Origin of the sequence: Flavobacterium sp. I-STPP5a (assembly GCF_009764685.1) — a bacterium.
In the GTDB taxonomy this organism is placed as follows: Bacteria; Bacteroidota; Bacteroidia; order Flavobacteriales; family Flavobacteriaceae; genus Flavobacterium.
In genome coordinates this window covers 76,496-103,337 of the sequence record NZ_VHLM01000057.1, presented here as the reverse complement: position 1 = coordinate 103,337, position 26,842 = coordinate 76,496, and the positions used below count along the sequence as shown (strand labels likewise).

The following is a 26,842-nucleotide window of genomic DNA, read 5'->3' as shown; positions in this document are numbered from 1 at the left end:
ACTGCTTTTGGGTATTGATTTATTTAATTCTCTGCAAATGGTACTGTTATCTTTATTTTATTAGATTTAGCTTGTAGCAGAGATTCAATTTAGAATTATTGCGCTACGGTTATTTATATATATTATTCAAGACAAATTTAGGTTTTTGACCTTAAACACTTATGGGATAACTGCAAGTGCTCTAAGTTAGCTGTTGCAATTATGAGTATAGCTTACTTAATATAAAAAAAACAGATAGCTAGTTTTATTTGATAAAGCCAAAATTGATTTCGAAATCAATTTTGGCTTTGTTTTTTATTAAAAAGATTCAAAATTTGTAGGTACTTCCTCTTCTATATTTTCAGGAAAACCAATAATGTATTTGTAAATTACAAAAATCATAGCGTATATAAAAGGAATGGTAAAAAGAATCCCAATACAACAGCCAAAAATCCCTAAGATTACAGCTATTATCCCAACAATCAAGAGAGCAAATAATATAAGTGGTTGTTTAGCCACAACAATTACACTACTTTCTATAGCATTAATAGCTTTTAAATTTCCAAAAATTATTAAAGGAATAGTTAAAAACGTAAATAATGAAATTATAACTGATATTACAGCTCCTAACAAAGGTATTTCTACATAGTTTAGAGCTCCACGGATCAAGCTGTCTAAAACACTTAGTAAAAATGTAGCAATAACAATCTCCTGAAAATACGGTGATTTGTAATAATGAAACATGGTTGATACATGAAATTCTTCATCTTTATCTGCGTTATGAGCCATTTTAAATAATCCAGCTATAAAAGGACTTACTAATGTGCCAATGGCAATACTTATTAAGGATAAAATTAATAAGCCATAAAGATCTAAATTTTCAGGTTTAAAATCTTCTGATTTTAAAATTGTTAAAGCTTCATCGGTTCCAAAAATCACTGAAAAAATGCCACTAAGACCTAATACAAAAACAACAAAAAACATAAAAAGTACAAGACCGCCATACATAGCAATTTTTTTATAGTTTTCTATAGTTTGATTAAATACATCGCCAAAATCTATATTGTAGCCTTGTGATTTAATTTCATCAATACGTTTTTTTACATTTGCATTCATTTTATAATTAGGTTAATGGTTATTAATTAATGTTTAGTTTTAAGGTTAAATACTTTTAAATCAGTTTTAATAATTTCCGAATCATTTTTAGTTTTTCATTGTACGGAGCATAGCGGATGGGTAAATCAAGCCAAGTACCACGCTTTACAATTGCTTTTTTATGTGAAAATATATCAAAACTTAATTTTCCGTGATAGGCACCTAGTCCGGAATGACCCACACCACCAAACGGCAATCTATTGTTTACCAGATGTACTACGGTATCATTGACACAACCGCCACCAAAAGAATAGTTATGTAGCAGTTCATCAATGAATGATTTATTAGTACTAAAAATGTATAGTGCTAATGGCTTTTCATATTTTTTGATTATTCTTTCTAAATCTGTTTTACTTTGGAAAGATAAGATAGGTAATATAGGGCCAAAAATTTCCTCATTCATTACTGGACTTGTACTTTTAGGCTCGTCTAGTAAAGTAGGGGCAATGTATAGCGTGTCTTTATTTGTCTGTCCTCCGTATAAAATGGTTTCACTACTTAATAAATCATTTAATCGCTGCCAGTTTTTTAAATTTACAATTCGAGCAAAGTCTGGTGATTGCTCAGGATTTGTACCTAGTGCTTTTTCAATTTCTTGAATCAAATAAGTTGTGAATTCTTTTTTTACTTTTTGGTGAACCAAAATATAATCAGGTGCTACACAGGTTTGTCCAGCATTGATGATTTTTCCCCATACAATTCGGCGCGCGCTAAGTTGTAAATTAGCCGTTTCATCTACAATACAAGGGCTTTTTCCTCCTAGTTCTAAGGTAACTGGCGTAAGATGAACAGCAGCGGCTTGAGCAACAATTTTCCCTACAGAAACACTTCCTGTAAAGAAGATATAATCCCAACGTTTGCTCAATAATTGTGTTGCCACGGTGGCATCGCCAGTTATGACAACGACATCTTTTACGGCAAAGGCTTCACTAATAATTTTTGAAATGATGTGTGAAGTATTAGGAGTAAGCTCAGAGGGTTTTAGTGTTACTCTATTTCCTGCGGCTACAGCTGCTACAAGAGGACATAAGGCGAGCTGAAACGGATAATTCCAAGGAGCTAAAATTAAAACATGTCCGTAAGGTTCACTGTAAATATAATCTGAGGAAGGAAAATTAAGTATGGAAGACCTAACTTTTTTTGGCTTTGCCCAAGAATTTATATTTTTAATAGTTTCTTTTAAGTCGCTGATAACATAATTAGTTTCAGTTAAAACAGCCTCAAAAGCAGGTTTTTTAAAATCATCATACAAAGCTTTTATTATTGCTTCTTCATGGTTTATGATGACTTGCAGTAATTTTTTCAAAGATTCTTTACGAGTACTTATGTCAGATTGATTCACAATTTAGATTTTAAATATTACAGTATTCTTTTAGAATAAGATATCGTATAATTAGCTAAACAAATAAACTAACTAGACTCTTTATGTACTGTTAGTAGCTAAAAAGTAAATTTTGTTACTCCTTGTATAAATATGCTGCTTATTAAATTGCATTCCATATAGCATCATCTGGTGTGGGAGCAATAATGGTAGTTACTTCTTTAGAGACTGGGTGGGTGAATACTAATTTTCGGGCGTGCAAATGAATGCCACCGTCTGGATTGCTCCTGTCAAAACCATATTTTAAATCTCCTTTTATGGGCGTATTTATGGCAGCGAGTTGCGCTCTAATTTGATGGTGTCTGCCAGTATGAAGATTTATTTCTAACGCATAATAATTATTGAGTTCCTTAATAATTTTATAATCTAAACTTGCTAGTTTACTATCAGGAACTTCTTTTAAATGTGCTTTTGAGCTGTTGTTTTTTTCGTTTCTTTTAAGATAGTGCACGAGTTTATCCGTATCCTGTAAGGGTTTGTTTTTTACCACACACCAATAGGTTTTTTGAGTCTCTCGGTTACTAAACAGCTCATTCATTCTAGTCAACGCTTTGCTGGTTCTAGCAAAAACTACAATTCCTGTTGTAGGTCTGTCAAGCCTATGTACCACTCCTAGAAATACTTCACCTGGTTTATTGTATTTATCTTTTATGTATTCTTTAACCACATCAGACAAAGGTTTGTCACCCGTTTTATCACCTTGCACAATATCGCCTACACGTTTGTTCACTACAATTAAATGGTTGTCTTCGTGTAGAATTTGTAAGTTATTTTTATCAGAAACTATTTTCATTTGGATATTTTAGATTGTTAGATTTTTAGACTGGTTAGACTTTGTTAGTCCAAATTTTTCTTCGTTAGGAAAAGACGAAGTCACTGTGTAAATTTTTGAACAAAAAAATCTACTTTTTTTCCAAATTTCTAAATCTTTAAATCGATGCATTTCATTTTTTTATTCTAACAATCTAAATAGTCTGATAATCTATGTGGTCTATATTTAATATTGTTCGTTTGCATTAGGGAAATCACTTGACTTTACATCCGTAACATATTGCCCTATTGCAGCTGTCATTTCTTTGTATAAATCCATATAGCGTCTTAAAAAACGTGGACTAAATTCATTATTCATCCCTAGCATGTCATGAATTACCAGTACTTGACCGTCTACACCACCGCCTGCACCAATACCGATAACCGGAATAGAAATGCTTTGCGCTACTTTTTCGGCTAAATGAGCTGGTATTTTTTCAAGAACTAATGCAAAACAGCCTAATTTTTCAAGTAATTTAGCATCCTCAATTAGTTTGTCCGCTTCTTCTTCTTCTTTGGCTCGAACGGTATATGTACCAAATTTATAAATTGATTGCGGCGTAAGACCTAAATGTCCCATAACCGGAATTCCAGCATTCAATATTTTTTTTATAGAGTCTTTAATTTCTTTACCGCCTTCAAGTTTAACAGCATGACCACCGCTTTCTTTCATGATTCTAATAGCAGATCGTAAGGCTTCTTTTGGGTCTGATTGATAACTACCAAAGGGTAAATCAACCACAACAAGTGCTCTTTCTATGGCGCGTACTACAGATGAAGCATGGTAAATCATTTGGTCAAGTGTAATTGGCAATGTAGTTTCATGACCCGCCATTACATTTGATGCCGAATCACCTACAAGAATCACATCAATTCCTGCGGTATCTACAATTTTTGCCATTGTAAAATCATAAGCTGTTAGCATTGAAATTTTTTCGCCATTGGCTTTCATTTCAATCAACGATTTAGTTGTAATTCTTTTATAATCTTTTTTAGCTACAGACATAATTTTATATTTAAGTTTGTAAAGGTACTAAAATGAATATTTTTATTCTTTAATGTCTAACTAAAGTTTTTGTATTCAAAAACTCGTAAATCATCTGCTATGAGAACTATTATTGTATTATTATTTCTAACTGTAAGTAACTGTATTCAAGCACAAAATAAGGAAGCGCAAAATGCAATTGAAAAATTTTTCTTGGCTTTTCATGCCAAAGATACAATGACGTTAAAATCTCTTTGTGATAAAAAAATGATTTTAGAAACCATTTCAGAGAAAGAAGGAAGTGCTTAATTAGAGAATAGCGATCCAGATGCGTTTTTTATAGCAATAGCCAATATTCCAAAAGGAACTGTATTTCATGAAAAAATATTGTCTTATTCAGTTCAAATAGAAGGAAGTTTAGCCCACGTATGGACACCTTATGAATTTTACAGTAACGGTAAACTGAGTCACAAAGGAGTTAATTCATTCACTTTGTTTAAAGATCAGATTGCAGTAACTTCAAATTGGAAAATCATTCATTTAATTGATACTCGCCGAAAATAATAGATGTTTTTGAGAATTTTTCTGGTCGAATGGTACTCAAATAGAAATTAGGATCGATTAAAATTGCAGTTCAAAAAAGGGAATGCTTAGTAACTTTCATCGTTTAAGTCGGACTCTTGTTCTTCTTGTTTTTTAAAATCTTGGTTTAAGAAATTAGTATAGTCTTTTTTGTCTTTATCGTTTTTTCTTATCAAAAAACAAATTAAAACTAGAATCCCTATAGCTAATCCAATAAGTAGTATCCAATTGATTTTCATGATTTTGATGGGGATTAATATATGAGAAAGTATAATGTAGATTGTCTCAAAAGTAACGCGCTGTTTCGGCGCTTGGCAAGTTTGGAATTATGAAAACTTTTTTTTTAAAATTAAATACGAAACTTTGAAAAGAACAAAATCATCTTTAAATTATATCTAAAACCCAAACTTGCCAAATGCCTTTTTACAACAGTTATTTTTTATACTCTTTTATAATTTGATTTATTTTACCAAAAATTGACTTACCATCATTATCTTTCATTTCAATTTCTATTCTGTCCCCAAAACTCATAAATGGAGTAGAGGCTTTTCCATCTTTTATTATTTCTAAACATCTAACCTCTGCTAGACAGCTAGAACCATCGAGACTTCCTTGATTTGCAACTGTTCCTGAGCCAATAATTGTTCCAGCCATTAATGAACGAGTTTTAGAAGCATGTGCAACTAATTGACCAAAGTCAAAAGTCATATCAATCCCAGCATTTGGCGAACCAATAAGATTTCCATTTAAGGTTGAATGTAGTGGCAAATGAAGTTTTGCATTTTTCCAGCTATCAGCAAGTTCATTTGGAGTTACAACCACAGGTGCAAATGATGTCCAAGGTTTAGATTGATAGAATCCAAATTGTTTGGATAGCTCATTTGGTATTAAATTACGTAAAGACACATCGTTAATAATGGTGATTAACTTAATATGTTTTAAAGCATCTTCTGAATTAGTTCCTGCAGGAACATCATCTGTAATAACAGCTACTTCCGATTCAAAGTCAATACCCCAATCTTCATTTTCGATTTCAATGTCATCATTTGCTCCAATAAATGCGTCAGAAGCTCCCATATACATTAATGGATCTGTCCAAAAAGATTCAGGTAATTCAGAATTTCTAGCTTTTCGAACTAGTTCTACGTGAGTTACATAAGCACTTCCGTCAGCCCAATGATACGCTCGAGGAATTGGCGCTAAGACTCTAACAGAAGAAAAGGGAAACGCATTAGGCAACTTATCAGAGTTTAAGTCATTATAAACACTTTCTAATTTAGTTTCTGTTTCTTTCCAGTTATCAATTGCGAATTGCATTGTTACTGCAATTTCTGGTACTGTAACTGCTTTTGTTAAATCTTTATTTACAACAACTAATTGTCCATCTCTGGTCTTATTGTCAATTGAAGCTAATTTCATTTAGAATTTGTTTATGAGTTTATTATTGTAGCTTAAATATTTATTTCAAGGTTAACAATCGGCCATGTTTACTGCAATTGCAAGTCCACCTTCAGATGTTTCTTTGTATTTATTATTCATGTCCTTGGCAGTTTCCCACATCGTGTCAACTACTTTATCCAATGGAACTTTTGCATTCTTTGGATCAGTTTCAAGAGCCAGTTCAGCAGCATTAATGGCTTTTATGGCTCCCATTGTATTGCGCTCAATACACGGAATTTGAACTAAGCCTCCTATTGGGTCACAAGTTAAACCTAAGTGATGTTCCATTGCAATTTCGGCAGCCATAAGTACTTGCTCAGGTGTGCCACCCATTACTTCACAAAGTGCCGCCGCTGCCATAGCTGATGATACTCCTATTTCTGCTTGACAGCCACCCATAGCAGCTGATATTGTGGAACCTTTCTTGAAAATACTGCCTATTTCGCCAGCCACCATCAAGAATTGTTTGATTTCTTTATTACCTGCGTTGTGATTTTCTATTACTAAATAGTACATTAAAACTGCTGGAATTACTCCAGAACTACCATTTGTAGGGGCGGTAACTACGCGACCTAAAGCTGCATTAACTTCGTTAACGGCCAGTGCAAAACAAGAAACCCATTTTAGAATTTGACGAAATTTTACCTCCGTTTTTCTGATTTCTTCTAACCAAGATTGTGGCGAATCATAATTTGCCAAGCCAATTAAATTTTGATGCATATCAAAGGCGCGTCTGCGTACATTGAGTCCGCCTGGGAGAATCCCTTCAGAGTGGCAACCGATGTACATACATTCTAGCATGGTTTTCCAAATACGCATGAGTTCATGATCAATTATCTCTTCAGTACGCATTGATTTCTCATTCTCAAATACTATTTCTGAGATTGATTTTTTTTCTTTGGTACAAATTTCTAGTAATTCAGATGCCTTATCAATCGGATAGGGAAATGCACATTTTACTTGTGTTTTCTTTTTAGCATTGGTTCGTTCTTCTTTTACAACAAAACCACCACCTATGGAATAAAATGTAGCTGTGTAGTTTAAATCGTTAGTAAGAAATGCGGTAAAGGTCAATCCATTTGCATGAAAGGGAAGGAAGTTTTTATTGAAAACAATGTCTTGTAAAAAATAGAAAGGAATATTTTTTTCGTTCCCTAAATTGATTTCGTTTTTATTTTCGATAGATTTAATGATGCTATCGATATTTTCAACAGGAATGTATTCTGGATCTTGGCCACTTAATCCTAGCATAACTGCTAGATCTGTTGCATGGCCTCTTCCTGTTAAGGAAAGTGAACCGTATAAATCTATTTGTACACGAGTCACAGTTGAGAGTAATTTTTCAGTTCGTAGTTCTTCTAAAAAGCGTTCAGCTGCTCTCCAAGGCCCTAATGTATGAGAACTTGAAGGACCAACACCAATCTTTAGCATGTCAAAAACAGAGATACATTCTTCCATCTAGATTTAATTTTGTTTACTGCAAATATAATAGAATGTTGCAACGAAACGAATTTTTGAACTCCTAAAAGTGCTTTTTTAACAATGAGAATGTAGTTTTTATTCATTTTTATTAAAATTGAAACATCGTACATTTCGATATCTTTTGGAGCAATAGTACTTTCAATTTTTTCATTTCCTTAATTAAAGGTTCATTGTAGAAAACTAATTTTATAGTTAAATTTGGAGCATAACTAATTTTAATTCTATGAAAAAAATCGTTTTTTCAGTTTTGTTCAGTGCAGTAATGGTGCTGCAAGCGTATGCTCAAATTCAATCTCCTGAGCAATATTTGCCTAACTATGGCAATCAAATTTCGCATTACCATCAAGTTGAAAACTATTTCAAACAGCTTATTGATAACTCTTCTGCCATTGTAAAACATAAATACGGAGTAACGGCGGAGCAAAGAGATTTAAATGTGTACTATATTTCAACTCCAGAAAACTTAGCAAATCTTGAAGAAATCAGAACTAATAATCTGGCATCAATTGGGCTTTCGCTAAAGAAAAATCAAACTGTAGGTAATAAAGTCATTGTCTGGTTGAGTTTTAATGTTCATGGCAATGAATTTGCTGGAACAGAAAGTGCGATGACTGTTGCTTATGAATTGCTAAATCCTTCCAATACAACAACCAAAAAATGGTTAGAGAATACCATTGTAATTCTAGATCCGTGTATTAATCCAGATGGATATTCTAGATACGGGAATTGGCTAAGAGAAATTTCTGGAAAGAAAACACATCCTGAACTATCCGATAGAGAACACATGGAGGATTGGCCAGGTGGAAGATTCAATCATTATCTTTTTGATTTAAATAGAGATTGGGCTTGGCAAACTCAGCTAGAATCGCAACAGCGCATTGCTTTGTACCATCAGTGGATGCCTCAAGTTCATACTGATGTGCATGAAATGGGGTATGACTCTCCTTATTTTTTTCCTCCGTCAGCTGAACCTTTGCATGAATTTATTGAAAAATATCAACGGGATTTTCACCAAACTTTAGGTCAAAATATTTCTAAAAAATTTGATGCGCAAAACTGGATGTACAACACCGGAGAACGTTTTGACTTGTTTTACCCAAGTTACGGCGATACGTATCCTACGTACAACGGAGCTGTGGGTATGACGCTAGAACAGGGCGGAATAGGAGCTGGGCGCGCGGTACAAATGAGTAATGGATCTATATTGACCATTAGAGATAGAGTAGCGCATCATGCAACTGCGGTTTTAACAGTGGTCGAGTCGGCTTCTAATAAAGCAGAGGAATTACTAAAGGGTTTTCGTGGATTTATGAACAATTCTCGAAAAACAGTTAAGGGAGCTTACAAAACCTATGTCATGAAAAGCAATCCGAAATTAGTTCAAATGACTGATTTACTTTCAAAAAACAAAATTGAATTTAGTTTTGCTGCAGCAAGTGCAAAAACATCAGGTTACAATTATTCCACAAAAAAGGAAACCAGTTTTACAATAGAACCTAATGATTTAATTGTAAAGGTAGACCAACCAAAGGCGGTACTGACTCAAATTCTTTTTGAACCCAATCAAAAATTAAATGATAGTTTGTCCTATGACATTACCGCTTGGGCTTTGCCGCTTGCTTACGGAGTTCAAGGTTATGCTGTAAAAAATGAGGTTGCCATTTCAACTAAGACATCTGTAGAAACTCCAGTTCGTGAAGTTTCAAAAAATGTATATGCTTTTCATATTCCTTGGAATAATAGAGTTTCAGCGCAAGTTTTATCGGTTTTACATCAAAATAGTATTAAAGTTAGGACAGCTGCAAAAGAAGCCATTTTTGGTGCTGTTACAGTAGCTCCAGGAGGATTAGTAGTGACCAAAACGGACAATCCACAAATACCAAATTTTGAACAAACCATTTCTAATTTAATCAAAGACAAATCTGATTTTAATACTATTTCAACGGGTTTTTCATCGAATGCTAGGGATATTGGCGGTGAAAATTTTAGTCTTTTAAAAGCTCCAAAAGTGGTGTTGCTTTCTGGAAAAGGAGTGAGTCCAACAGAGTTTGGAGCCACTTGGTATTATATGCAAGAAACATTAGGATATCCTGTGGGTGTTGTTGAAACCAATAATTTTAACAGATTGAATTTAGCTTCATATAACACATTGATTTTAGCAGATGGCTATTATGATTTTACTGAGGCACAGCAGAAAAAAATATCAGAATGGATTAACAATGGCGGAAAAGTGATTGCCATGAATAATGCTATTTCCCTTTTTGATGGAAAAGAAGGTTACGCTTTGACGCCATTTGCTTCAGAAGAAGAAAAACTGTTAGCAGAAAAAGAGGCGGATGAGGATGTTTTATTAGAACGAACACTTGATTATCAAAATGCAGAGCGTAGGTTTATTTCTAAAGCAATTCCAGGAGCAATTATTGAGAATAAATTAGATCAATCACATCCTTTAAGTTTTGGATTAGGAGATAGCTATTTTAGTTTAAAAACAGATGACAAACGCTATTCATTATTAAAAAATGCATCTAATGTAATATATGTTCCTACTGATTACAAAAGTTACGGGTTTGTAGGTAGTAAAATCAAGAAAAAACTAAATAATACAGTAAGTTTTGCAGTAGAATCAAAAGGGGCTGGATCTGTTGTTTACATGATTGATAATCCCTTGTTTAGAGGTTTTTGGGAAAATGGAATTCTCTTATTTAGTAATGCACTATTTCTTGTGGATTAATTATAAGAATTTCTTTTAACAAAAAAAGCACGTTGATTCGTGCTTTTTTTGTTAAAATTAATTTTAAAAAGGATAACCAATTGCTAGGTTGAATATTAAATTTTCTTTTCGCCAAGCACCACTACCAAAATTGATTTGGTCTATAACCCAACGGTTCTCTTGGGGTAAATTTGGTTTTCGTAAAGGAAAAGCAAGATCCGTACGCAATACTAAAAAAGACAAATCAAAGCGTAATCCGGCACCCGCTCCAACGGCCATTTCACTCATAAATTTATTTGAAAATTTAGCGCCTGGCTTTTCTGTATTTTCACGTAATAACCAAATGTTTCCTGCATCAATAAACAAAGCTCCTTTTACGAGTCCGTAAATTTGTGCGCGGTATTCTGTATTGAATTCGAGCTTAATGTCACCTGATTGATCGGGTAAAAAAGAATTTGTATTTTGGTTTTCATTTTTAAAACTTCCTGGTCCTACAGATCGAGCTCTAAAAGCACGTAAACTATTGGTTCCACCAATGAAGAATTGTTTAATAAAAGGCATTTCTCTTGAATTTCCGTATGCAATACCTGCGCCAGCAATGATTCTGGTTACCAATTGGGAATTTTCTGAAAATTTATAATAATGCCTAAAGTCATTTTCTATTTTTATAAATTGACTAAAAGGAACATCAAATACGGTAATTGGGTCTTCTTTTTTTGCATTTGCACCTGTGGCTAATCCTGCAATATTTCCAGCTAAATCAACGGTACCTTTATAGTAGAACGTATTTTTTCTACGTTTTTGAGTAGTATTGGTATACGTATACGAATAGGTAGGACCAAAAATCAATTGTTTTTCGATTACTTTATTTAAAGATGGATTTTCTGCAATTTTTTCTAAATACAATTCGGTAACATTCTGAGGACTTGCGTATGTTATTTCACTTACATTAAGTTGGTGTTCTTTTCTTTCATTTTCTTTCCAAAGGTATCCAAAAGAGCCTTTAAATGTTTGCAAAGAGTATAATTTTGTTCTATTTTGAAACTCATAGCCTATTGTTGCTTTCGTTTTTGGTACAAAACCTGAAGGCGATTTAAATTTAAAAGGAGCGATAATTCTTGGCCAAATTAAATTAGCTTCAGTACCAAAACGGTAAACATTAAAGCCATTATTTTGTCCAGAAACTTGTACTTCAACACCACCAAATGCTGAAATAGTTAGCAACTCAGCACCTCTAAAAGTGTTGCGATTACTCCAGTTTAGGTTTAATTCTGTCCCAGTATAATTAGCTGAATTGGTTTTACCCAAAAGCTCTAATTGAATAGATTTCCTTGGTAAAGGTGTTAAATAATAATAGGCATCAAGATAATTTCCTACGGTATCAGAAACTTTGAATTGATTTTTTACAAATTTAAAAACGCCCAAATTTACAAGTCTGTTTAAGGATAGATTATGATTGGTACGGTTGTATAAATCCTCTTTTTTAAAATACAAAGCCCTATCAAAAATGCGAGGTTTAAATAAATTTTCGGGATCAATAATAGCAAGACCATTTTGTTTTTTAATGGTATCAATTTTAAGGGCTTTGTTTTCAGCATCAAGAGTATAATTAGAAAACACTACTATTTTATTTATTTTGTAGGGTGTTGTTGCAAGTTTAGATGCATCAGACTTGACTTTAACAATAAGGTCTACTTTATTTTTTGCAACAGTTGAGTCTACTTGAACAATAATATTATCAGGATTAAAGTAAAAAAAACCTTTTTCTTTTAGTCTAGCATCAATCCTATTTCGTTCCTCTTTTATTTGTTCTAAACTGTATGGATCTCCTTTTTTTAATAAGGATCGTCGTTGCGTATTGCGTATTTCAATTCCTATTTTTGAGGAGTCAATTGGGAACTTTACTTCATTAATTGTATACTGTTTTCCTGTAGTTACCGTGTATGTAGCGCTAGCTTTTTTATCAACACGTGTTGAATCGGCTTTGCTTTTTCCATTAAAATACCCATTGTTTTCAATGTAGTTTTGCAAGACACTTTTGTTATACTCTAAATCAACTTGGCTATATAATACAGGCGGTTCTCCCACTTTTTTTTTAAGCCAGTATCGCAGTCCTTTTTCTTTTTTTGGAGTTCCAGCAAGGTTATAAATGTATAATTTTGGTTTTAACCCTAAAATAGATTTATTGGGCTTGGGTCTTACTAGTGCTTCTAAATTGTTTTTGAGTTCTTTTCTGGATTTCTTAGTACTGTCATTTTTTTCAATAGTAACATCGGCACCTGTATACAACAATTCACCTTCAGGTAAAAAACGGGTGTTGCTGCAGGATTGAAGTAAAAAAAATAAAATTATTAAGTTAAAAACACCTTTGCTTTTCATTGTGATAGGGTATGAAGTAAATAAAGTCATTTGAAATAAATCAGCTTTATTTATGATTTGAAATTATTTTTTTGATGCATTTTTTCGAAACAATTCACTGAACTTGTTGTAATCCATAGTGATTACAAATGCAACTCCAGTTTCTACAACCTCACCTTGAAGTGCTACTTGGTATTTATTGACACGATAAGCTCTTACTTTGTATCTTCCATCTTTTGTAAGTTGATAATCTATAGAAACATCACCAGCTATATTGTTAGCATTTTGATTGGTTTGTTGAGAACCTTCTATCCCAAAACTACTTCCTACGGTTATTTTGAGTCGGTCATTGAGTAGTTTTTTGGAAACACCTACACTCAAATCGGTTTTATTTTGACGTTGTCCTGATGTGAAATCTTCAGTTGTATTTAAATCAAAATTCAATTCGATTCCTTGAATTAAATCTCCTGCCAAGTTATTGAGTTGTTGCGATAAAATTTTGCTGGCGCTTTCTCTAGCTAATGATGAAACGGTTGTACCACCATTTTCACTAGTAAAAGGATTCTCCCCAATAAAACGATTTAATAACAACAACGCAAAAACTTGTTTGTTCAACTCATCTTGTTGTTCTCTTAATTGACTAAGTTTAGCTTGAGTTGTATTAATAATTTCAGTAGAAACATTGTTGTTGCCATCAGGTAAAATGATATCAAATGAAATGTTTGGTTTCATTAGTTCGCCATTCATTTTTAGGGCTGTTTCAAAAGGAATTTTTTCTTTGTATGTATTTCTTACCGTAGCTGTTATGTCACCCAATTGATCGTTTACTAAATCAATAGGCGCAGCATTAGTTTTATAAATAGCTGTAATATTAATATCTGCACTAGTTGGTTCGCCAGTCCATAAAATGTAACTACCTTCTTTGATATTGAATTTTCGTTTAATACCGTTAAAATTCATTTCGTAGCTTCCTTCATTCAACTCATATCGACCTGTTAAGTTCGTTTTCCCTGATGCATCTATGCCACCAGTTAATTGAGCCTCGCCTTTTAATTTTAAATAATCTCCATTTGCTTTGTCAATAACCAGAGAAAGCTCTGCATCTTTATCTATTTCAATATTTACTGATGCATTAATACCTTTTACGGTTGATTCACTGCTTATAGTTTCAAGATTTGTATTCGTAATTATTTGAGGATTATCTTGATCAATAAATTCAACAATTCCCTCTCGATCAGCAATTGATGGATCAGATTGCGGTAATACAATGGTAAACTTGGTGTCCTTATTGATTTTTATTGTACCATCAATTATTGGATTATCAATACTACCAGCTATCCTGATGTTGTTATCCAGAAATAATTCACCGTAGTATAAATCATTGTCTTTTGCTTTTGAATTTACTGCTTTAAAATTTTTAGCATCAACAGTTAGATTAAATCCGAAATTACTAAAAGTTGAGGTGTCAATTGTCCCATTAACGTTCAAAGCATTGTCATTTTCGTCCTTTATGGTAAAGGTTTCAAAAACAATTGTGTTGGGTTGAAAAACAATTTTATCATTTATAGATTTGAATCTAGCATTAAGTGGGGTTACCTTAAAACCAACATCGTTAAATCCGATTTCACCTTGTACATTAGGTTGGCTTGTACTTCCCGTTATTGATAATTTTCCGTTTAAAAAACCAGTACTTTCTGTTAGATTATTTAAAGTAAATCCTTGTATACTTTTAAGGTTTAACCTGTCAATAATTAAATTCATATCAAAACTACTGGTGGTAGTTTTATAATTCCCTTCAAGATTTACTTGATTTCCTTGACCTGTTATTGCAACAACGGCATCATACTGATTTGCAATAGTGTTCTTTACTTGAAGCTTTATATTTCCAATAGTATCTTTTTTGAATGTAAAATTTTCGACATTTAAATCAGAAGTGAAAAGCGGAGATGTGTTTAAATTACTAATTTCTGCCGTTCCATTGATTTTTCCACTAAGTTGTAAATCCTTTTTCTCTACAAAACTTGTAATAGTGTTGATATCAAACTCCTTAAAATTGACTTGTAACGGAGCATTGGCATTACTTGATTTTGATTGCACTTGAATAGTACTTCCGTTGTTTTTAAGATTAAAATTATTAATAAACAAGCCTTTAGTTAAACTCCTAACTACGTTTTCTTTATCAATGTTCCACGGTTCATAATTCAAAATTAATTTCTCAGGATTCAATCGTATTTCTGTCCCACCATTTTGAGATTGAACAGCACCTGCAATGAGGTAGCGTTCTTCTTCTTTAGTGTTTTTTAACTGAAGTGCATACGTTATGATGTTATTTTGAATATTCCCGGTCAGTTCTGTATGCGGAAGTTCAAACTGTTCGTTTTGGATATCATCAACCATAAAATTATAAAGCAACTTTTTATCTTGTGTATCCAGTTTTAAGGTAGCATTTGTCACAGTAATGCTCTCATAAACTAGTTTTGGAATGGCTCCATTTAAAACAATCGTATCATTTACACTGTTGTAATTACCTGTAATAGTTATCGGTTCAAGACTTTTAATTTGAGGAATCAATTGCATCACAATTGGGCTATCCTTGATTTGAACCTTAAAATCAAACTGTTGATTTTCTTTAGTTTTCTTTTTCGCTTTTTTAGGAGTAGTATCGTAATAAGCAGCAATCGAGTTGGTAATAGCAGTTCCTATTTTTGATAATTTGTATTTCCCTTCTAAAAACGCATCCATAAAAGGTGCTTTTACTTCAATAGAATTTTTTTGAGCAGTTGCTATTGCATAAACTTGGATAGAATCAATAGTATAGTTTTCTTTGGCATTGGTGATATTAATATGATGAGCAGTTAATGAACCATTGAGATAATCTAAATCCCCCGATTGTATGTCTGCATCTACAATACCACGAATTTTTAAAGGTCCAGCATGTAAATTCAGTTTTTCTAAATCAGCAATATCTACATTTAATTTTATTTTTCCGGACGGATATTTATCTTGAAATCTACCATTACCTACTAAATTAAATGTCAAATTAGGGTCTCTAGCCACTGCTGTAGCGTTAAAATTACCTTTTTTGATAGTCCCTTTTACAGCTATATTTTTATAGGTATACTTGTTAAAATACGCTTTTTGGACATTTGCATTAAGCGCTACTATTGCTGTTTTTGGGTTGAAACCAGTGCCTTTGATGGTGGTTTTTAGGGTGATTTTACCAATGGAGTCGTTCTTGATAAATTTTCCCAAATCAAAGTTTACAAAATCAGCTTTGGCATCATATTTTTCAAAGTTTTTGCGACTTTGATCAAATTTGGCTTTGATATTTGCATTTCCATAACTACTTATGAGCTTCAAATCAGTCAAAAAAGTAGCAATAGTTCCCTTAAAAGTTCCTGTAACAGTCATTCTCGAAGGTAGTTGAATGGTGTTAGGAATGGTTCCCTTGGGGACAAAATTATTGATGTCTTTTTGACCAGATTGAAATTTTTTAATAGTAATGTCAAAATAGGTTTTATCAACATTTGGTAAACCAATTATTGTACCGCTTGCTGCCAGTGAGGTTGAGCCGATTCCGCTGATTTCCATTGACGGAATTATTATATTTTTTACTTTTCCTTTTACCTTTCCGTTTATAGAAATGATTGCTTTTGGATTACTTTTAAATGGATTTGTAGAAGCTAAATTAGGTGCAAATAACAGAATGTCTTGAAAACCAATACTACTTTTGGTAAGGTTTGCTATTAAACTCAGATCTCCAATATTTTTGGAAATAGTAGCAAGAGATGAATATCCTATTTGTATTTCATTCTTTATTTCGGTTTGAGGAGTTTTTAAATACAAATTTTTGATAAAAGCATTTTTATTACCATAGAAAAAGTCACCGTTTAGCTCCGTAATATTCAATCCGCTTTTATCTCTTGCAGATAAAGATTTGAGTTCACCTGATATGTTTTCAGTGTTGTAATTAAGAACCTCTAGGTCTAGATTCAAGTTTTTGATATCTAAATGATTGTAGTCTAGTCCTTTTGAAGTAAAAGAAACGTTATTGTTATCATATTTAAAATTGATTCTCTTAAAAACACTCTTTTTTACTTTAATATCCCAATTGTTTGAACTGTTTGAGGCTTTAGTATTTTGGGAAACTAATTTTTTTATTTTTCCCAGTTCTAGCTGGCCTTCAACTCCAGTTAACTCTAAATTTTCTAGAATAGCATATTGATTGTTCAAGTCTATTTTATCTACTTTGGTGATCAATTTTTTCACGTAGATATTGGTAGCCAATTTAGATTCTTGGCTTTTGTATTCAATTTTTATTTTACCAAGGTCTACATCACCAAATTTTAATTTCAATGGCTTTTCCGTGGCATTATTCTCTGTTACAATATTTGATTTTTTTATAGAAGTAATGCCCTGAATTAACTTGAATTGCAAACCATTAATCTTGATTTTTGGAATATCAAAGTTCATTTGGTTTAAATCAAATGTTTTGATACTAGTTTTAAAATGATTGAGATAGGTTGCAATTTCATTATTTGAAATAGCATCAGAATAGTGAAAATTAATTCTATCCAACTGAATTTCTTCTACCGAAAATTCCATTGGGGCTGAATCAGTCTTTTGTTTTCCTTGAGATGCAAGGGCTTTAATAATGTAGTCAAAATTAAAAGTTCCTTTGCTATCTTTTTTTATGTGCGCCGAAATACCTGATAAATCAACACTATTTATGGCTACTTTATTGTTTATAAGTTGAAATAAACTGATGTTTACAGCAAGAGTATCTCCAGCAAAAAGAGTGTCTTTTTTTTGGTCTTCAAAGTAAACTCCTTCTAAAATGACTTTTTTGGGGAAGCCTATTTCTAAGTGGTTAATTACAACCTTTGTTTTGATTTTTTCTTCAAGATAGTGTACCGCTTTGTCCTTGGCATAATTTTGAACGGATGGAATTTGAATCACCAAAAAAAGTATCAAAAATAGTGATATCAAGGAGCCAACTATCCAGAGGAACACTTTTAAAAGAAGCTGTAAATATTTTTTCAAACGAAGTTTTTTATCTATCAAAATCATGTGATGTATGTGCTAATGCAGAAACATAAATGTCTACAAATATCGCTACAAAACAACAATTACCATTATAGAATTGTATAAAATAGTTATATAATTCTTTCAAAAAAATAGTTTGGCAATTGTTCTTATTTTTATTTTCAAGAAGAAGAAGTAATTCGTTATGCTTAAATACTTTGGGTGAAATATTTTAAGTATGTATTTCACCCAAAGTAAGTAAGTGTGTTTGATAAGAACGTATTATTCTTTTGGAAAAACACTCAAAGCTTTTTTGGCCAATTCAGGTGTAGGCAAAGCTAATTTTCTCAGTTTAATATCCATCCAAGCACCATCAACGGTTATGGTTGCACAAACTTGATCGGCATCATTTCTAAACTCGTGAATAATAGACCATCTTGAGCCGTCTTCATTAACTTGAGAACTTCTGGTATGCATGACAATTTTGTCTGAAAGTTTGATTTCTTTTCTAAAAACACATTCTTCTCTAAACAAAATTGGACCAAAGCCTTGGGATTGCATTACTTTCATGGTTAAGCCTAGGCTTTCTAGTATTTCAATACGGTGTTGTGCTCCAAAATCATAATACGCACTGTGTCTTACATGAAAGTTAGGATCAAGATCAGACCAACGAAAGGACAATTCTTTTATAAATACGCTCATTTTTAATCGGGGTTTTTGTTTTTAAAATGGATTGCTAAGGTGCGAAAAAGTTTTTAGAGTATTCATATTCTTATTTTACAATTACACTCTGAATTTACTTTTATAGGAAATATGTTCTTTTTAAGTGGTTTTGCGTGAGTGATGGTAGTGGAAATCCTCCCTTTTTTTGGGAGATTGAGAACGTACAGCACGACCTCACCGCAACGGTAGTGGAGGTGAGGGCACGCCCAAATCATTTTTGTAACGTTTATATTCTTGAAATTGCTTTTAACTAAAAATTAATAAACGTTTGTAAGCTGTCGTTTTAAAATGATGTAATTTTATGTTCTATGAAAAACGATAATAAAAAAGGATTTTATTTCAAGCAATACGAAGCACCTTTCCAGTCTCCGTTTGATAAACTCTTTGGTATTTTCAAGGAATTGATCACACATACTTCGGGAGATTTTGATGAGGCAATTGATTGGTTGCGAGAATTAGATGTAGAGTATAAACTTACTGATGAGGCTTATACCATTGATGATTTTGTTGAAGATTTAAAGAAGAAAGGCTATATCCGGGAAGAGTTGAAAGAGGATGGAAGTTCTGGAATGGGGATTACAGCCAAGACCGAGCGCGCCATAAGGCAGCAAGCTCTGGATAACATTTTTGGAAATCTTAAACGCTCTGGCAGTGGCAATCACAAAACTAAGCATGTAGGCAATGGCGATGAGCATACGGGAGAGTTTAGAGAATTTCATTTTGGTGACGGACTCGAACGCATTTCTTTGACGGAGAGTTTGCGAAATGCTCAAATTAATAATGGTGTTGGCGATTTTATGCTCACCGAAAATGATTTGGTTGTAGAGGAAACTCAATTTAAGTCGCAAATGAGTACGGTTTTAATGATTGACATCAGTCACAGTATGATTTTATATGGCGAGGATAGAATTACGCCCGCTAAAAAAGTTGCCATGGCACTGGCAGAATTAATCACCACGCGATATCCCAAAGACACCTTAGATATTCTTGTTTTTGGTAATGATGCCTGGACTATTGCCATTCGGGATTTACCTTATTTAAAAGTGGGTCCGTATCACACCAATACGGTAGCTGGCCTGCAACTAGCCATGGATATTTTGCGCAGAAAGCGTAATACAAACAAACAAATTTTCATGATTACGGATGGGAAACCAAGCTGTGTTCGTGAAAAAGATGGTTCGTATTATATGAACAGCAACGGTCTTGATGAATATATTGTGGATAAATGTTACAATCAAGCGCAACAAGCTAGAAAATTACACATCCCCATTACTACCTTTATGATTGCTAATGATCCTTATTTGCAAAAATTTGTAAATAAGTTTACGGAGTCAAATCAAGGAAAAGCCTTTTATACAGGATTAAAAGGATTGGGCGAAATGATTTTTGAGGATTACGAGACCAATAGAAAAAAGAGAATAAAGTAATTTTGGGCGTTTCCCTGCGGGTCGGGCTATTCGTTTCAATCTTTTTTGAGTCCCGATAATTTCGGGACTCAAAAAAGGATTTACACTGCTATCCCTAACGCAAACCCCAATACGAAAGCAATATCAATTTCAATAAAAAATAGATGAATACTATAAAAACATTAGGAGAATTAAAAAAATCAGGATACGAAAGCAAAAGCATTAAAGATGAATTGCGATCGAACTTAAGAGAAAAAATAAAATCAGGAAAACCCACTTTTGAAGGGGTTCATGGTTTTGAGAATACCGTAATTCCAGAACTTGAACGTGCTATTTTATCCCGTCATAACATCAATTTATTAGGTCTTCGCGGTCAAGCCAAAACGAGAATGGCTCGCAAGATGATTGAATTGCTTGATGAGTACATTCCTTTTGTAACAGGTTCTGAGATCAATGATGATCCGTTGCAGCCGATATCTCGTTTTGCCAAAGATCTTATCGACGAAAAAGGAGATGATACCCCAATATCTTGGTTGCACAGAAGTGAACGTTTTTTTGAAAAACTAGCCACTCCAGATGTAACGGTTGCCGATTTAATAGGTGATGTAGATCCTATAAAAGCTGCAAATTTAAAATTATCGTATGCTGATGATCGCGTAATTCATTTTGGGATGATTCCAAGAGCGAATCGTTGCATATTTGTGATCAATGAGTTACCTGATTTACAAGCAAGAATTCAAGTAGCATTGTTTAACATTCTACAAGAAGGAGATATTCAAATTCGCGGATTTAAATTAAGAATGCCTCTGGACATGCAATTTGTCTTTACCGCAAACCCTGAAGACTATACTAATCGTGGCAGTATTGTAACTCCATTAAAAGATAGAATTGGGTCACAAATCCTGACGCATTATCCTGAAACCATCAAAATTGCTAGAACTATCACAGAGCAAGAAGCAAAACTGGATGTTACACAAAATGACATGGTGTATGTACCCTCATTAGCAAGAGATTTATTAGAACAAATAAGTTTTGAAGCTAGAGAAAGTGAATACATTGATAATAAAAGTGGGGTGAGTGCCAGATTGAGTATCACAGCTTTTGAAAATTTACTAAGCACTGCAGAAAGAAGAGCATTAAAAGCTGGTGCAGATAAAACTACTTTGCGTTTGTCTGATTTTATGGGAATTATTCCAGCCATAACTGGAAAAGTTGAGCTTGTTTATGAAGGAGAGCAGGAGGGAGCTGCTGCCGTAGCACAACACTTATTGGGTGATGCCATTCATACTTTCTTTCCAGCGTATTTTCCTAAAATTGAAAAACTAGAAAAAGAAGGTGTCAAAAATGCGTACACCGATATCATAGAATGGTTCTTTGCCGAAAGTGGTTTTGAATTACTTGATGATTGCTCAGATGAAGAGTATGAAAAAATTCTAGGTGGAATAGCACCATTGGAAGTTTTGATTAAAAAATACCAACCGCAAGTAAGTTCAGAAGATAAATTTTTCATGATGGAATTTATACTTTGGGGATTGGTAGAATACAAGAAACTAAGTAAAGATCGTTTTTCCGAAGGATATCAGTTTAAAGATATTTACGGTAGTTTTATCAGTAAATTATAAATGCAAAAGGGTTTAGTTTTTACTAAACCCTTTTTTTTATAAAAACAGCCTTTGTAATTTTATTTCATCTACCTTGCTACGTTGACTGTATTTTCAGTCTTTCCCAAAATTAAAATGGAAAATTCCTTTGAGAATTTGATATCAAGTTATGTTGAAAATAAAGTAGGTATAGCAGAGCATTTTTTGACTCCAGAACTTTCAGATCATTTAATACAAAACATTCTTAACTTAAATGAAAGAAGTTTGCTTACTGCTGCTGGCATTGGCAACTCAGATAAATTGCTTTATGATGGTGCCATACGGAGTGATTCTATTTATTGGTTGGATAAAAAGCACAATAATGTTTTTGAGAATGAATATTTTAAATTAATTGAAGCCTTCATTTTATACTTGAATCAAAGTTGCTATGCTGGAATTACAGGTTATGAATTTCATTATTCCCTGTATGAAAAAGGAGATTTTTACTTAAAGCACTTGGATCAATTTAAAAGCAATCCTAGCCGAAAATTTAGCATGATCAGTTATTTAAATGCAGACTGGAAAGTTACAGATGGCGGTGAGCTAATGATACATCAAAACGATATTCCTCAAAAAATTGCTCCTACTCTGGGAAAAACAGTTTTTTTTAAGAGTGATGAGCTGGTTCATGAAGTATTGGAAACAAACTGTCCCCGCATGAGTATTACGGGATGGCTCAAAAGAGATTAGGTTGCTATTTTTAAAATTGGTACTTAAATAGTAATTTTGAGGAAAAAACATGATTTATCTTTTACTTAGTGTAGTTTGTAGTGTTACTGTAGGCGTGATTTTTAAATTATCTAGACAATATAACTCTAGTGCTATTCAAATGGTAGCAACTAACTATGCAGTTGCCGTACTTCTATGTTTCTTTTTTTTCGATTTTAAATTCACTTCTTTATCCACTGCTCCATTGGCATTGTATCTAAGTATTGGTTTTTTATTACCAACAGTTTTTTTGTTTTTGGCAACCTCAATTAAACAAGTGGGGATTGTAAGAACAGATGCAGCTCAAAGACTGTCTTTATTTATTCCTATTTTGGCAGCTTGGTTGATTTTTGACGAGACTTTTAATTCGTACAAACTTGTAGCGCTAATTATTGGTTTCCCAGCTATACTTATGATATTGATGAAACCTGTTTCAAAAGAAAAAACAAATTGGACTTACCCCTTATTAGTTTTACTAGGTTTTGGGATCATCGATATTCTTTTCAAGAAAATTGCACTTTATACAACGATGCCTTTTACCAGTTCATTGCTTGTAGTTTTTTCGATAGCTTTAGTTATTATGCTGTTGGTGATATGTTATGATACAGTTGTAAACGCATCTGAAATAACTCTAAAAAACATTTTGTTAGGTGGTCTCGTGGGTGTGTTTAATTTTGGGAACATCCTTTTTTATCTCAAGGCGCACCAAGTATTTACTGCAAATCCATCTACTGTTTTTGCAGGAATGAATTTAGGAGTTATAATTTTAGGAAGTGTTATAGGTGTTGTTGTTTTCAAAGAAAAGTTATCTGTAAAAAATTATTTAGGTTTACTTATTGCTTTAATCGCGATACTCTTGATTGTGTTTTCTCAGCAATCTTAAGCTTTTATAGAAAATGAATTTAAAACTTTTGATTGTAATCTTTTATAAATTTCTATGGGTTTAAGTTCTAATTCTCGAAACATAAACCAAAAAACCACGGCATATTCAATAGCAATAAGCATTAAATTCTCTTTGAATATTTGACCTGAGTAAGCAAAATAGCTCAGTACAACTGTAAAACTCCATATAATTGGGAATTTATATTTCGTAAAAACCGAAACTAAAACAAGATTTATTACATACCAAGGATGTATTGTTGTAGATACAAAAAAGTAAATACTTAGCACAAGTAATATACTTTTTAGTAAGTCTGGTGTGGTTTTATTTTTCCCAAAAAAGGACTGTAAGAGGATAAAGATTATGATTAGTATTGGGATTACTTTTCCGGTGCTATGAATGATATTATACCCTTTATAGTAAAAACCTATTTCTCTGATGATATAATAAACACTGGCATTAAATTCAAAATTTACAAACCATAAAGCAATTGTATTTGAATAATTCTCAGCCATTGTGGTTGATAAAAACGGCAAGAAAAGCAGTATGTTAATGCCAATAATTATTGTATAAAATACAAAGCTTTTTTTCCATCCTAATTTTTGAAAAAATAATGGAAGTAGTATAAGTGGTAACAGTTTAGTTGCAATTGATAAGGCTATTGCTACTGCAGCCGTTTTCCACTTGTTTTGGTGTAATAAATAGATGCCCCATATAAAAAAGAACAGCATAACACCTTCAAAATGTAAGTTTCCTGTGAGTTCGATAAGTACCAATGGGTTTAATATGTACCAGTATATTTTATACTTTTCGAAACCCATTGATTGTAGTAATCTTGCTCCAAAAATAGCTGTACCAAAATCAGCTACAATGATAATACATCGCAAAACAATGGTTGCCGTAACTATGGATTGGGTGCCAAAGATCCCCGCGATCACAAAAAAAAGTTGGTTAATTGGCGGATAATTTGAAAAATGAGAAGCACTCAAACTCCCCATCGATTTAAATAATTCTTGTGCCTGAGCAATATTAAAATTAGGTTTAACAATTAAATCATTGGGCAAATTGGTGTAAGGATTAAATCCTTCTATGAGTATTCTCCCGTCCCAAATAAATCTGTAAAAATCCTGAGAAAGATTAGGTAAGGCAAATGCAAATAGGATTCTAAAACAAAGACCTAAACCAAGTAAATAGTTAATGTTTTCTTTTTGTTCCTGAATGATTTTTACAAGTGAGAAAAATAAAACACCAAATAATAAAAGCAAAACAACAAAATCCTTTCGGTCCATAAAATAGCCTATGTAGGTATAGCATAGAGCGCTCAATAGTGTATAAAGTTTACATGAGTTACTAAGTGCTTTCATTTTGCGTAAGCGAATAAAATTTTAAATAATGGAATTACATTTTAGTTTCCAATTCGGAAAGAATTAACAATCACAAAACCATAACCAAAGGATAACATAATATGAAACGGAAGTAATCCATAGTCATTTAATTGAATTCCACTATAAATCCCAAAAAGAAAATAGAGTAGTAGCAGACTTTCAATGATAATATTTTTTGATATCTTTTTATTAATGTAACTGTTTTGTTTCCATTTCTCTTTTAAGCTTTCAATGTTAAACTTAGGGGTACGGATAAAATCAGTTTTTTTTCCAATAAGCCCTTGAACAACAGCAATGGTATTGTGAAATGTAAAACCCATGGCAATGCTATAAAAAGTAAAAAATAAACCAATGTATTTAATGAAATTTATAAATCCTCCACCATATATTTTTTTGTAAGTAAACCAATAACAAGTAAAAAAAACAACTGAGGTAAATACAAAAAACGCTAAAATTTTAAAAAAAACTTCTAGCTGTGGAAACCAACTTTTTATAAACAATACAGGTACACTAAAGATTGCCATTGTAAAAACAAATAAAAACATAGAACTATTTAGCAAATGTAGTAATCCATGAATTTTTGTTTTAAAATTGATATTTGTAGCGCTAATGATGCGCTGATTCATTTTTACAAAATTTTCAGCGCCACCTTTATTCCAACGAAATTGTTGTGAACGGGCAGCACTTATAATAACTGGAAGCTCTGCAGGAGTTACAACATCAAGTAAATATTTGAATTTCCAGTTTTTTAATTGTGCTCTGTAACTTAAATCTAAATCTTCGGTTAAAGTATCACTTTCCCAGTTTCCAGCATCAATAATACAAGATTTACGCCATACGCCAGCAGTGCCGTTAAAATTTATAAAATGGGACTGTGAATTTCGGCCTACTTGTTCTAATGTAAAATGAGCATCAAGTGCAAAGGCTTGAATTTTTGTTAAAATGGAATAATCTCTATTCAGGTGACCCCATCTAGTTTGTACCACTCCAATTTTTGGATCTTTAAAATGCGGAATAGTTTGCAACAACCACTCTTTTTGTGGCACAAAATCAGCATCAAAAATCACAATAAATTCGCCTTCAGCAGTGATTAAACCTTCTTTTAGTGCACCTGCCTTAAAACCGATTCTAGTGCTTCGGGTAATGTGTTTTATGTTTAAACCAGTTGCAGCTAATTCATTTACAATATGAATATTTTCGGTTAAACTTTCGTCAGTGCTATCGTCTAATACTTGAATGTCTAATTTGTCTTTTGGATATTCTAAATTAGAAATAGTATGCAACAAGCGTTCTACCACATATTTCTCATTGTAAATAGGCAGTTGAATGGTAACTTTTGGAATTTCATTTGGATTATCAAAGTCAAATTGATTCGATTTTAAAATTTTCTTGGAACTTTTAATGTAATTAACCAACAAGTTCAATTGAGAAAGGCCATAAAAGAAGATCAATATAATAGATACACTATAAAAAAATAGTATGATATATGATAGTACTAACATATTATTTGAAAGCGTATTTAATGATCCAACTAATAATTTTAACTCCTGCCATAATAGTCCCTTTTACAGTGCCGGATACTTTTGAAACTCCAATTCTATTTTTGTAGCGAACAGGGATTTCAGTATAGCTGATATTTTTTTTTAGTACTTTCAATTGCATTTCAACAGTCCAACCATAGGTTTTATCTACCATGTTGAGTGACTGTAAAATGTCATATTTTATGGCTCTAAATGGTCCTAGATCAGTAAATTTAGATCTAAAAAAAACACGCATTAACACAGTGGCTAATTTGTTTCCAAAAATTTGTTGTGGTGTCATGGAACCATGTTCTCTTAATTCAGGAACTCTCGCACCAATGACAAAATCAGCTGTATTATTTAAGATGGGAGCAATTAATTTAGAAAGATCTTTAGGGTAATCCGAATAATCACCGTCAAGAAAAACAACGATATCGGGTGTATTGGGAGTAGTATTTATGTAATCAAGTCCTTTTAAACAGGCATAACCATATCCTTTTTTATTTTCTGATAATACAGTAGCACCAGCTTGTTGAGCTACTGCTACCGTGTCATCAGTAGAATTGTTATTGATTACTATTATTTCGGCTACATAACTCGGAATTTCTTGAATTACATGTTTAATTGCATGTTCCTCGTTATATGCAGGGATGATTACTTTAATTATTTTCAT

Annotated in this window: 21 protein-coding genes; 7 read left to right on the top strand and 14 right to left on the bottom strand. The window is 32.7% G+C overall.

All coding sequences use genetic code 11. From position 1 onward, the window contains the following. Nucleotides 1-297 precede the first annotated feature (297 nt). The 5 genes from FJV36_RS11005 to panB form a co-directional block, all read right to left on the bottom strand. Entirely contained in the window at nucleotides 298-1,095 is a 798-nt protein-coding gene (locus FJV36_RS11005; protein WP_158981092.1) for a hypothetical protein, read from the bottom strand. A 55-nt stretch (nucleotides 1,096-1,150) separates the two neighbouring features. Beyond that, nucleotides 1,151-2,479 carry an aldehyde dehydrogenase gene (locus FJV36_RS11000; protein ID WP_158981118.1) on the bottom strand — a complete coding sequence of 443 codons (1,329 nt, stop codon included), beginning with the start codon at nucleotides 2,477-2,479 and terminating at the stop codon, nucleotides 1,151-1,153. A 139-nt stretch (nucleotides 2,480-2,618) separates the two neighbouring features. Continuing rightward, nucleotides 2,619-3,308, bottom strand: a complete 690-nt coding sequence (locus FJV36_RS10995) for an RluA family pseudouridine synthase (RefSeq protein WP_199251039.1) — start codon at nucleotides 3,306-3,308, stop codon at nucleotides 2,619-2,621. Between the two features lie 9 nt (nucleotides 3,309-3,317). Continuing rightward, nucleotides 3,318-3,458, bottom strand: coding sequence for a four helix bundle protein (locus FJV36_RS10990; protein WP_158981090.1), 141 nt, complete (start codon nucleotides 3,456-3,458; stop codon nucleotides 3,318-3,320). Nucleotides 3,459-3,512: 54 nt separating this feature from the next. Further along, nucleotides 3,513-4,331, bottom strand: a complete 819-nt coding sequence (gene panB / locus FJV36_RS10985) for a 3-methyl-2-oxobutanoate hydroxymethyltransferase (protein WP_158981089.1) — start codon at nucleotides 4,329-4,331, stop codon at nucleotides 3,513-3,515. Nucleotides 4,332-4,430: 99 nt separating this feature from the next. Between panB and FJV36_RS16500 the strand changes: the two genes are divergently transcribed. Next, nucleotides 4,431-4,619, top strand: coding sequence for a hypothetical protein (locus FJV36_RS16500; RefSeq protein WP_233264944.1), 189 nt, complete (start codon nucleotides 4,431-4,433; stop codon nucleotides 4,617-4,619). A 78-nt stretch (nucleotides 4,620-4,697) separates the two neighbouring features. Then, complete coding sequence (locus FJV36_RS16495) at nucleotides 4,698-4,874, top strand: hypothetical protein (protein ID WP_233264943.1); 177 nt, start codon at nucleotides 4,698-4,700, stop codon at nucleotides 4,872-4,874. Nucleotides 4,875-4,960: 86 nt separating this feature from the next. Here FJV36_RS16495 and FJV36_RS16355 read toward each other — a convergent pair whose 3' ends face one another. The 3 genes from FJV36_RS16355 to FJV36_RS10970 form a co-directional block, all read right to left on the bottom strand. Then, nucleotides 4,961-5,131, bottom strand: a complete 171-nt coding sequence (locus tag FJV36_RS16355; protein ID WP_199251038.1) for a hypothetical protein — start codon at nucleotides 5,129-5,131, stop codon at nucleotides 4,961-4,963. Between the two features lie 193 nt (nucleotides 5,132-5,324). Continuing rightward, nucleotides 5,325-6,311: a fumarylacetoacetate hydrolase family protein gene (locus tag FJV36_RS10975; protein ID WP_158729903.1), complete on the bottom strand. Its 987-nt coding sequence runs from the start codon at nucleotides 6,309-6,311 to the stop codon at nucleotides 5,325-5,327. A gap of 51 nt (nucleotides 6,312-6,362) precedes the next feature. Continuing rightward, entirely contained in the window at nucleotides 6,363-7,790 is a 1,428-nt protein-coding gene (locus tag FJV36_RS10970) for an L-serine ammonia-lyase (RefSeq protein WP_158729902.1), read from the bottom strand. Nucleotides 7,791-8,037: 247 nt separating this feature from the next. Between FJV36_RS10970 and FJV36_RS10965 the strand changes: the two genes are divergently transcribed. Further along, nucleotides 8,038-10,545 (top strand): M14 family metallopeptidase, encoded by a 2,508-nt coding sequence (locus FJV36_RS10965; protein WP_158729901.1) that lies wholly within the window; start codon nucleotides 8,038-8,040, stop codon nucleotides 10,543-10,545. Between the two features lie 63 nt (nucleotides 10,546-10,608). On the opposite strand, the gene FJV36_RS10960 is transcribed toward FJV36_RS10965, so the two are convergent. The 3 genes from FJV36_RS10960 to FJV36_RS10950 all read right to left on the bottom strand — a co-directional run bounded on the left by FJV36_RS10960 (nucleotide 10,609) and on the right by FJV36_RS10950 (nucleotide 18,609). Then, nucleotides 10,609-12,903 (bottom strand): BamA/TamA family outer membrane protein, encoded by a 2,295-nt coding sequence (locus FJV36_RS10960; protein WP_158729900.1) that lies wholly within the window; start codon nucleotides 12,901-12,903, stop codon nucleotides 10,609-10,611. A 63-nt stretch (nucleotides 12,904-12,966) separates the two neighbouring features. Then, nucleotides 12,967-17,925, bottom strand: coding sequence for a translocation/assembly module TamB domain-containing protein (locus FJV36_RS10955; protein WP_158729899.1), 4,959 nt, complete (start codon nucleotides 17,923-17,925; stop codon nucleotides 12,967-12,969). A 264-nt stretch (nucleotides 17,926-18,189) separates the two neighbouring features. Next, nucleotides 18,190-18,609 carry a thioesterase family protein gene (locus FJV36_RS10950; RefSeq protein WP_158729898.1) on the bottom strand — a complete coding sequence of 140 codons (420 nt, stop codon included), beginning with the start codon at nucleotides 18,607-18,609 and terminating at the stop codon, nucleotides 18,190-18,192. A 329-nt stretch (nucleotides 18,610-18,938) separates the two neighbouring features. Between FJV36_RS10950 and FJV36_RS10945 the strand changes: the two genes are divergently transcribed. From FJV36_RS10945 to FJV36_RS10930, 4 genes are all read left to right on the top strand, one after another. Beyond that, nucleotides 18,939-20,057 carry a VWA domain-containing protein gene (locus FJV36_RS10945; protein ID WP_158729897.1) on the top strand — a complete coding sequence of 373 codons (1,119 nt, stop codon included), beginning with the start codon at nucleotides 18,939-18,941 and terminating at the stop codon, nucleotides 20,055-20,057. A gap of 143 nt (nucleotides 20,058-20,200) precedes the next feature. Next, a complete protein-coding gene (locus FJV36_RS10940) occupies nucleotides 20,201-21,658 on the top strand; it encodes a magnesium chelatase (RefSeq protein WP_158729896.1) in 1,458 nt (485 codons plus the stop codon). Nucleotides 21,659-21,772: 114 nt separating this feature from the next. Beyond that, entirely contained in the window at nucleotides 21,773-22,366 is a 594-nt protein-coding gene (locus tag FJV36_RS10935; RefSeq protein ID WP_158729895.1) for a 2OG-Fe(II) oxygenase, read from the top strand. 49 nt (nucleotides 22,367-22,415) lie between these two features. Beyond that, nucleotides 22,416-23,267, top strand: coding sequence for an EamA family transporter (locus FJV36_RS10930; protein WP_158729894.1), 852 nt, complete (start codon nucleotides 22,416-22,418; stop codon nucleotides 23,265-23,267). Here the strand turns inward: FJV36_RS10930 and mptB are convergent. The 3 genes from mptB to FJV36_RS10915 form a co-directional block, all read right to left on the bottom strand. After that, nucleotides 23,264-24,553: a polyprenol phosphomannose-dependent alpha 1,6 mannosyltransferase MptB gene (gene mptB, locus FJV36_RS10925; RefSeq protein ID WP_233264602.1), complete on the bottom strand. Its 1,290-nt coding sequence runs from the start codon at nucleotides 24,551-24,553 to the stop codon at nucleotides 23,264-23,266. The two genes, FJV36_RS10930 and mptB, sit on opposite strands and share 4 nt — an antisense overlap. A 116-nt stretch (nucleotides 24,554-24,669) precedes the next feature. After that, nucleotides 24,670-26,151 carry a cellulose synthase family protein gene (locus FJV36_RS10920; RefSeq protein ID WP_158729893.1) on the bottom strand — a complete coding sequence of 494 codons (1,482 nt, stop codon included), beginning with the start codon at nucleotides 26,149-26,151 and terminating at the stop codon, nucleotides 24,670-24,672. Between the two features lies 1 nt (nucleotide 26,152). Continuing rightward, nucleotides 26,153-26,842 (bottom strand): glycosyltransferase family 2 protein, encoded by a 690-nt coding sequence (locus FJV36_RS10915; protein WP_158729892.1) that lies wholly within the window; start codon nucleotides 26,840-26,842, stop codon nucleotides 26,153-26,155.

Bases quoted from the DNA above. Each gene is read 5' to 3' on its own strand.
- FJV36_RS11005 (WP_158981092.1), bottom strand. From the start codon at position 1,095: ATGAATGCAAATGTAAAAAAACGTATTGATGAAATTAAATCACAAGGC.
- FJV36_RS10995 (WP_199251039.1), bottom strand. From the start codon at position 3,308: ATGAAAATAGTTTCTGATAAAAATAACTTACAAATTCTACACGAAGAC.
- FJV36_RS10990 (WP_158981090.1), bottom strand. From the start codon at position 3,458: ATGCATCGATTTAAAGATTTAGAAATTTGGAAAAAAAGTAGATTTTTT.
- panB (WP_158981089.1), bottom strand. From the start codon at position 4,331: ATGTCTGTAGCTAAAAAAGATTATAAAAGAATTACAACTAAATCGTTG.
- FJV36_RS16500 (WP_233264944.1), top strand. From the start codon at position 4,431: ATGAGAACTATTATTGTATTATTATTTCTAACTGTAAGTAACTGTATT.
- FJV36_RS16355 (WP_199251038.1), bottom strand. From the start codon at position 5,131: ATGAAAATCAATTGGATACTACTTATTGGATTAGCTATAGGGATTCTA.
- FJV36_RS10975 (WP_158729903.1), bottom strand. From the start codon at position 6,311: ATGAAATTAGCTTCAATTGACAATAAGACCAGAGATGGACAATTAGTT.
- FJV36_RS10970 (WP_158729902.1), bottom strand. From the start codon at position 7,790: ATGGAAGAATGTATCTCTGTTTTTGACATGCTAAAGATTGGTGTTGGT.
- FJV36_RS10965 (WP_158729901.1), top strand. From the start codon at position 8,038: ATGAAAAAAATCGTTTTTTCAGTTTTGTTCAGTGCAGTAATGGTGCTG.
- FJV36_RS10960 (WP_158729900.1), bottom strand. From the start codon at position 12,903: ATGAAAAGCAAAGGTGTTTTTAACTTAATAATTTTATTTTTTTTACTT.
- FJV36_RS10950 (WP_158729898.1), bottom strand. From the start codon at position 18,609: ATGAGCGTATTTATAAAAGAATTGTCCTTTCGTTGGTCTGATCTTGAT.
- FJV36_RS10945 (WP_158729897.1), top strand. From the start codon at position 18,939: ATGAAAAACGATAATAAAAAAGGATTTTATTTCAAGCAATACGAAGCA.
- FJV36_RS10940 (WP_158729896.1), top strand. From the start codon at position 20,201: ATGAATACTATAAAAACATTAGGAGAATTAAAAAAATCAGGATACGAA.
- FJV36_RS10935 (WP_158729895.1), top strand. From the start codon at position 21,773: ATGGAAAATTCCTTTGAGAATTTGATATCAAGTTATGTTGAAAATAAA.
- FJV36_RS10930 (WP_158729894.1), top strand. From the start codon at position 22,416: ATGATTTATCTTTTACTTAGTGTAGTTTGTAGTGTTACTGTAGGCGTG.
- mptB (WP_233264602.1), bottom strand. From the start codon at position 24,553: ATGGACCGAAAGGATTTTGTTGTTTTGCTTTTATTATTTGGTGTTTTA.
- FJV36_RS10920 (WP_158729893.1), bottom strand. From the start codon at position 26,151: ATGTTAGTACTATCATATATCATACTATTTTTTTATAGTGTATCTATT.
- FJV36_RS10915 (WP_158729892.1), bottom strand. From the start codon at position 26,842: ATGAAAATAATTAAAGTAATCATCCCTGCATATAACGAGGAACATGCA.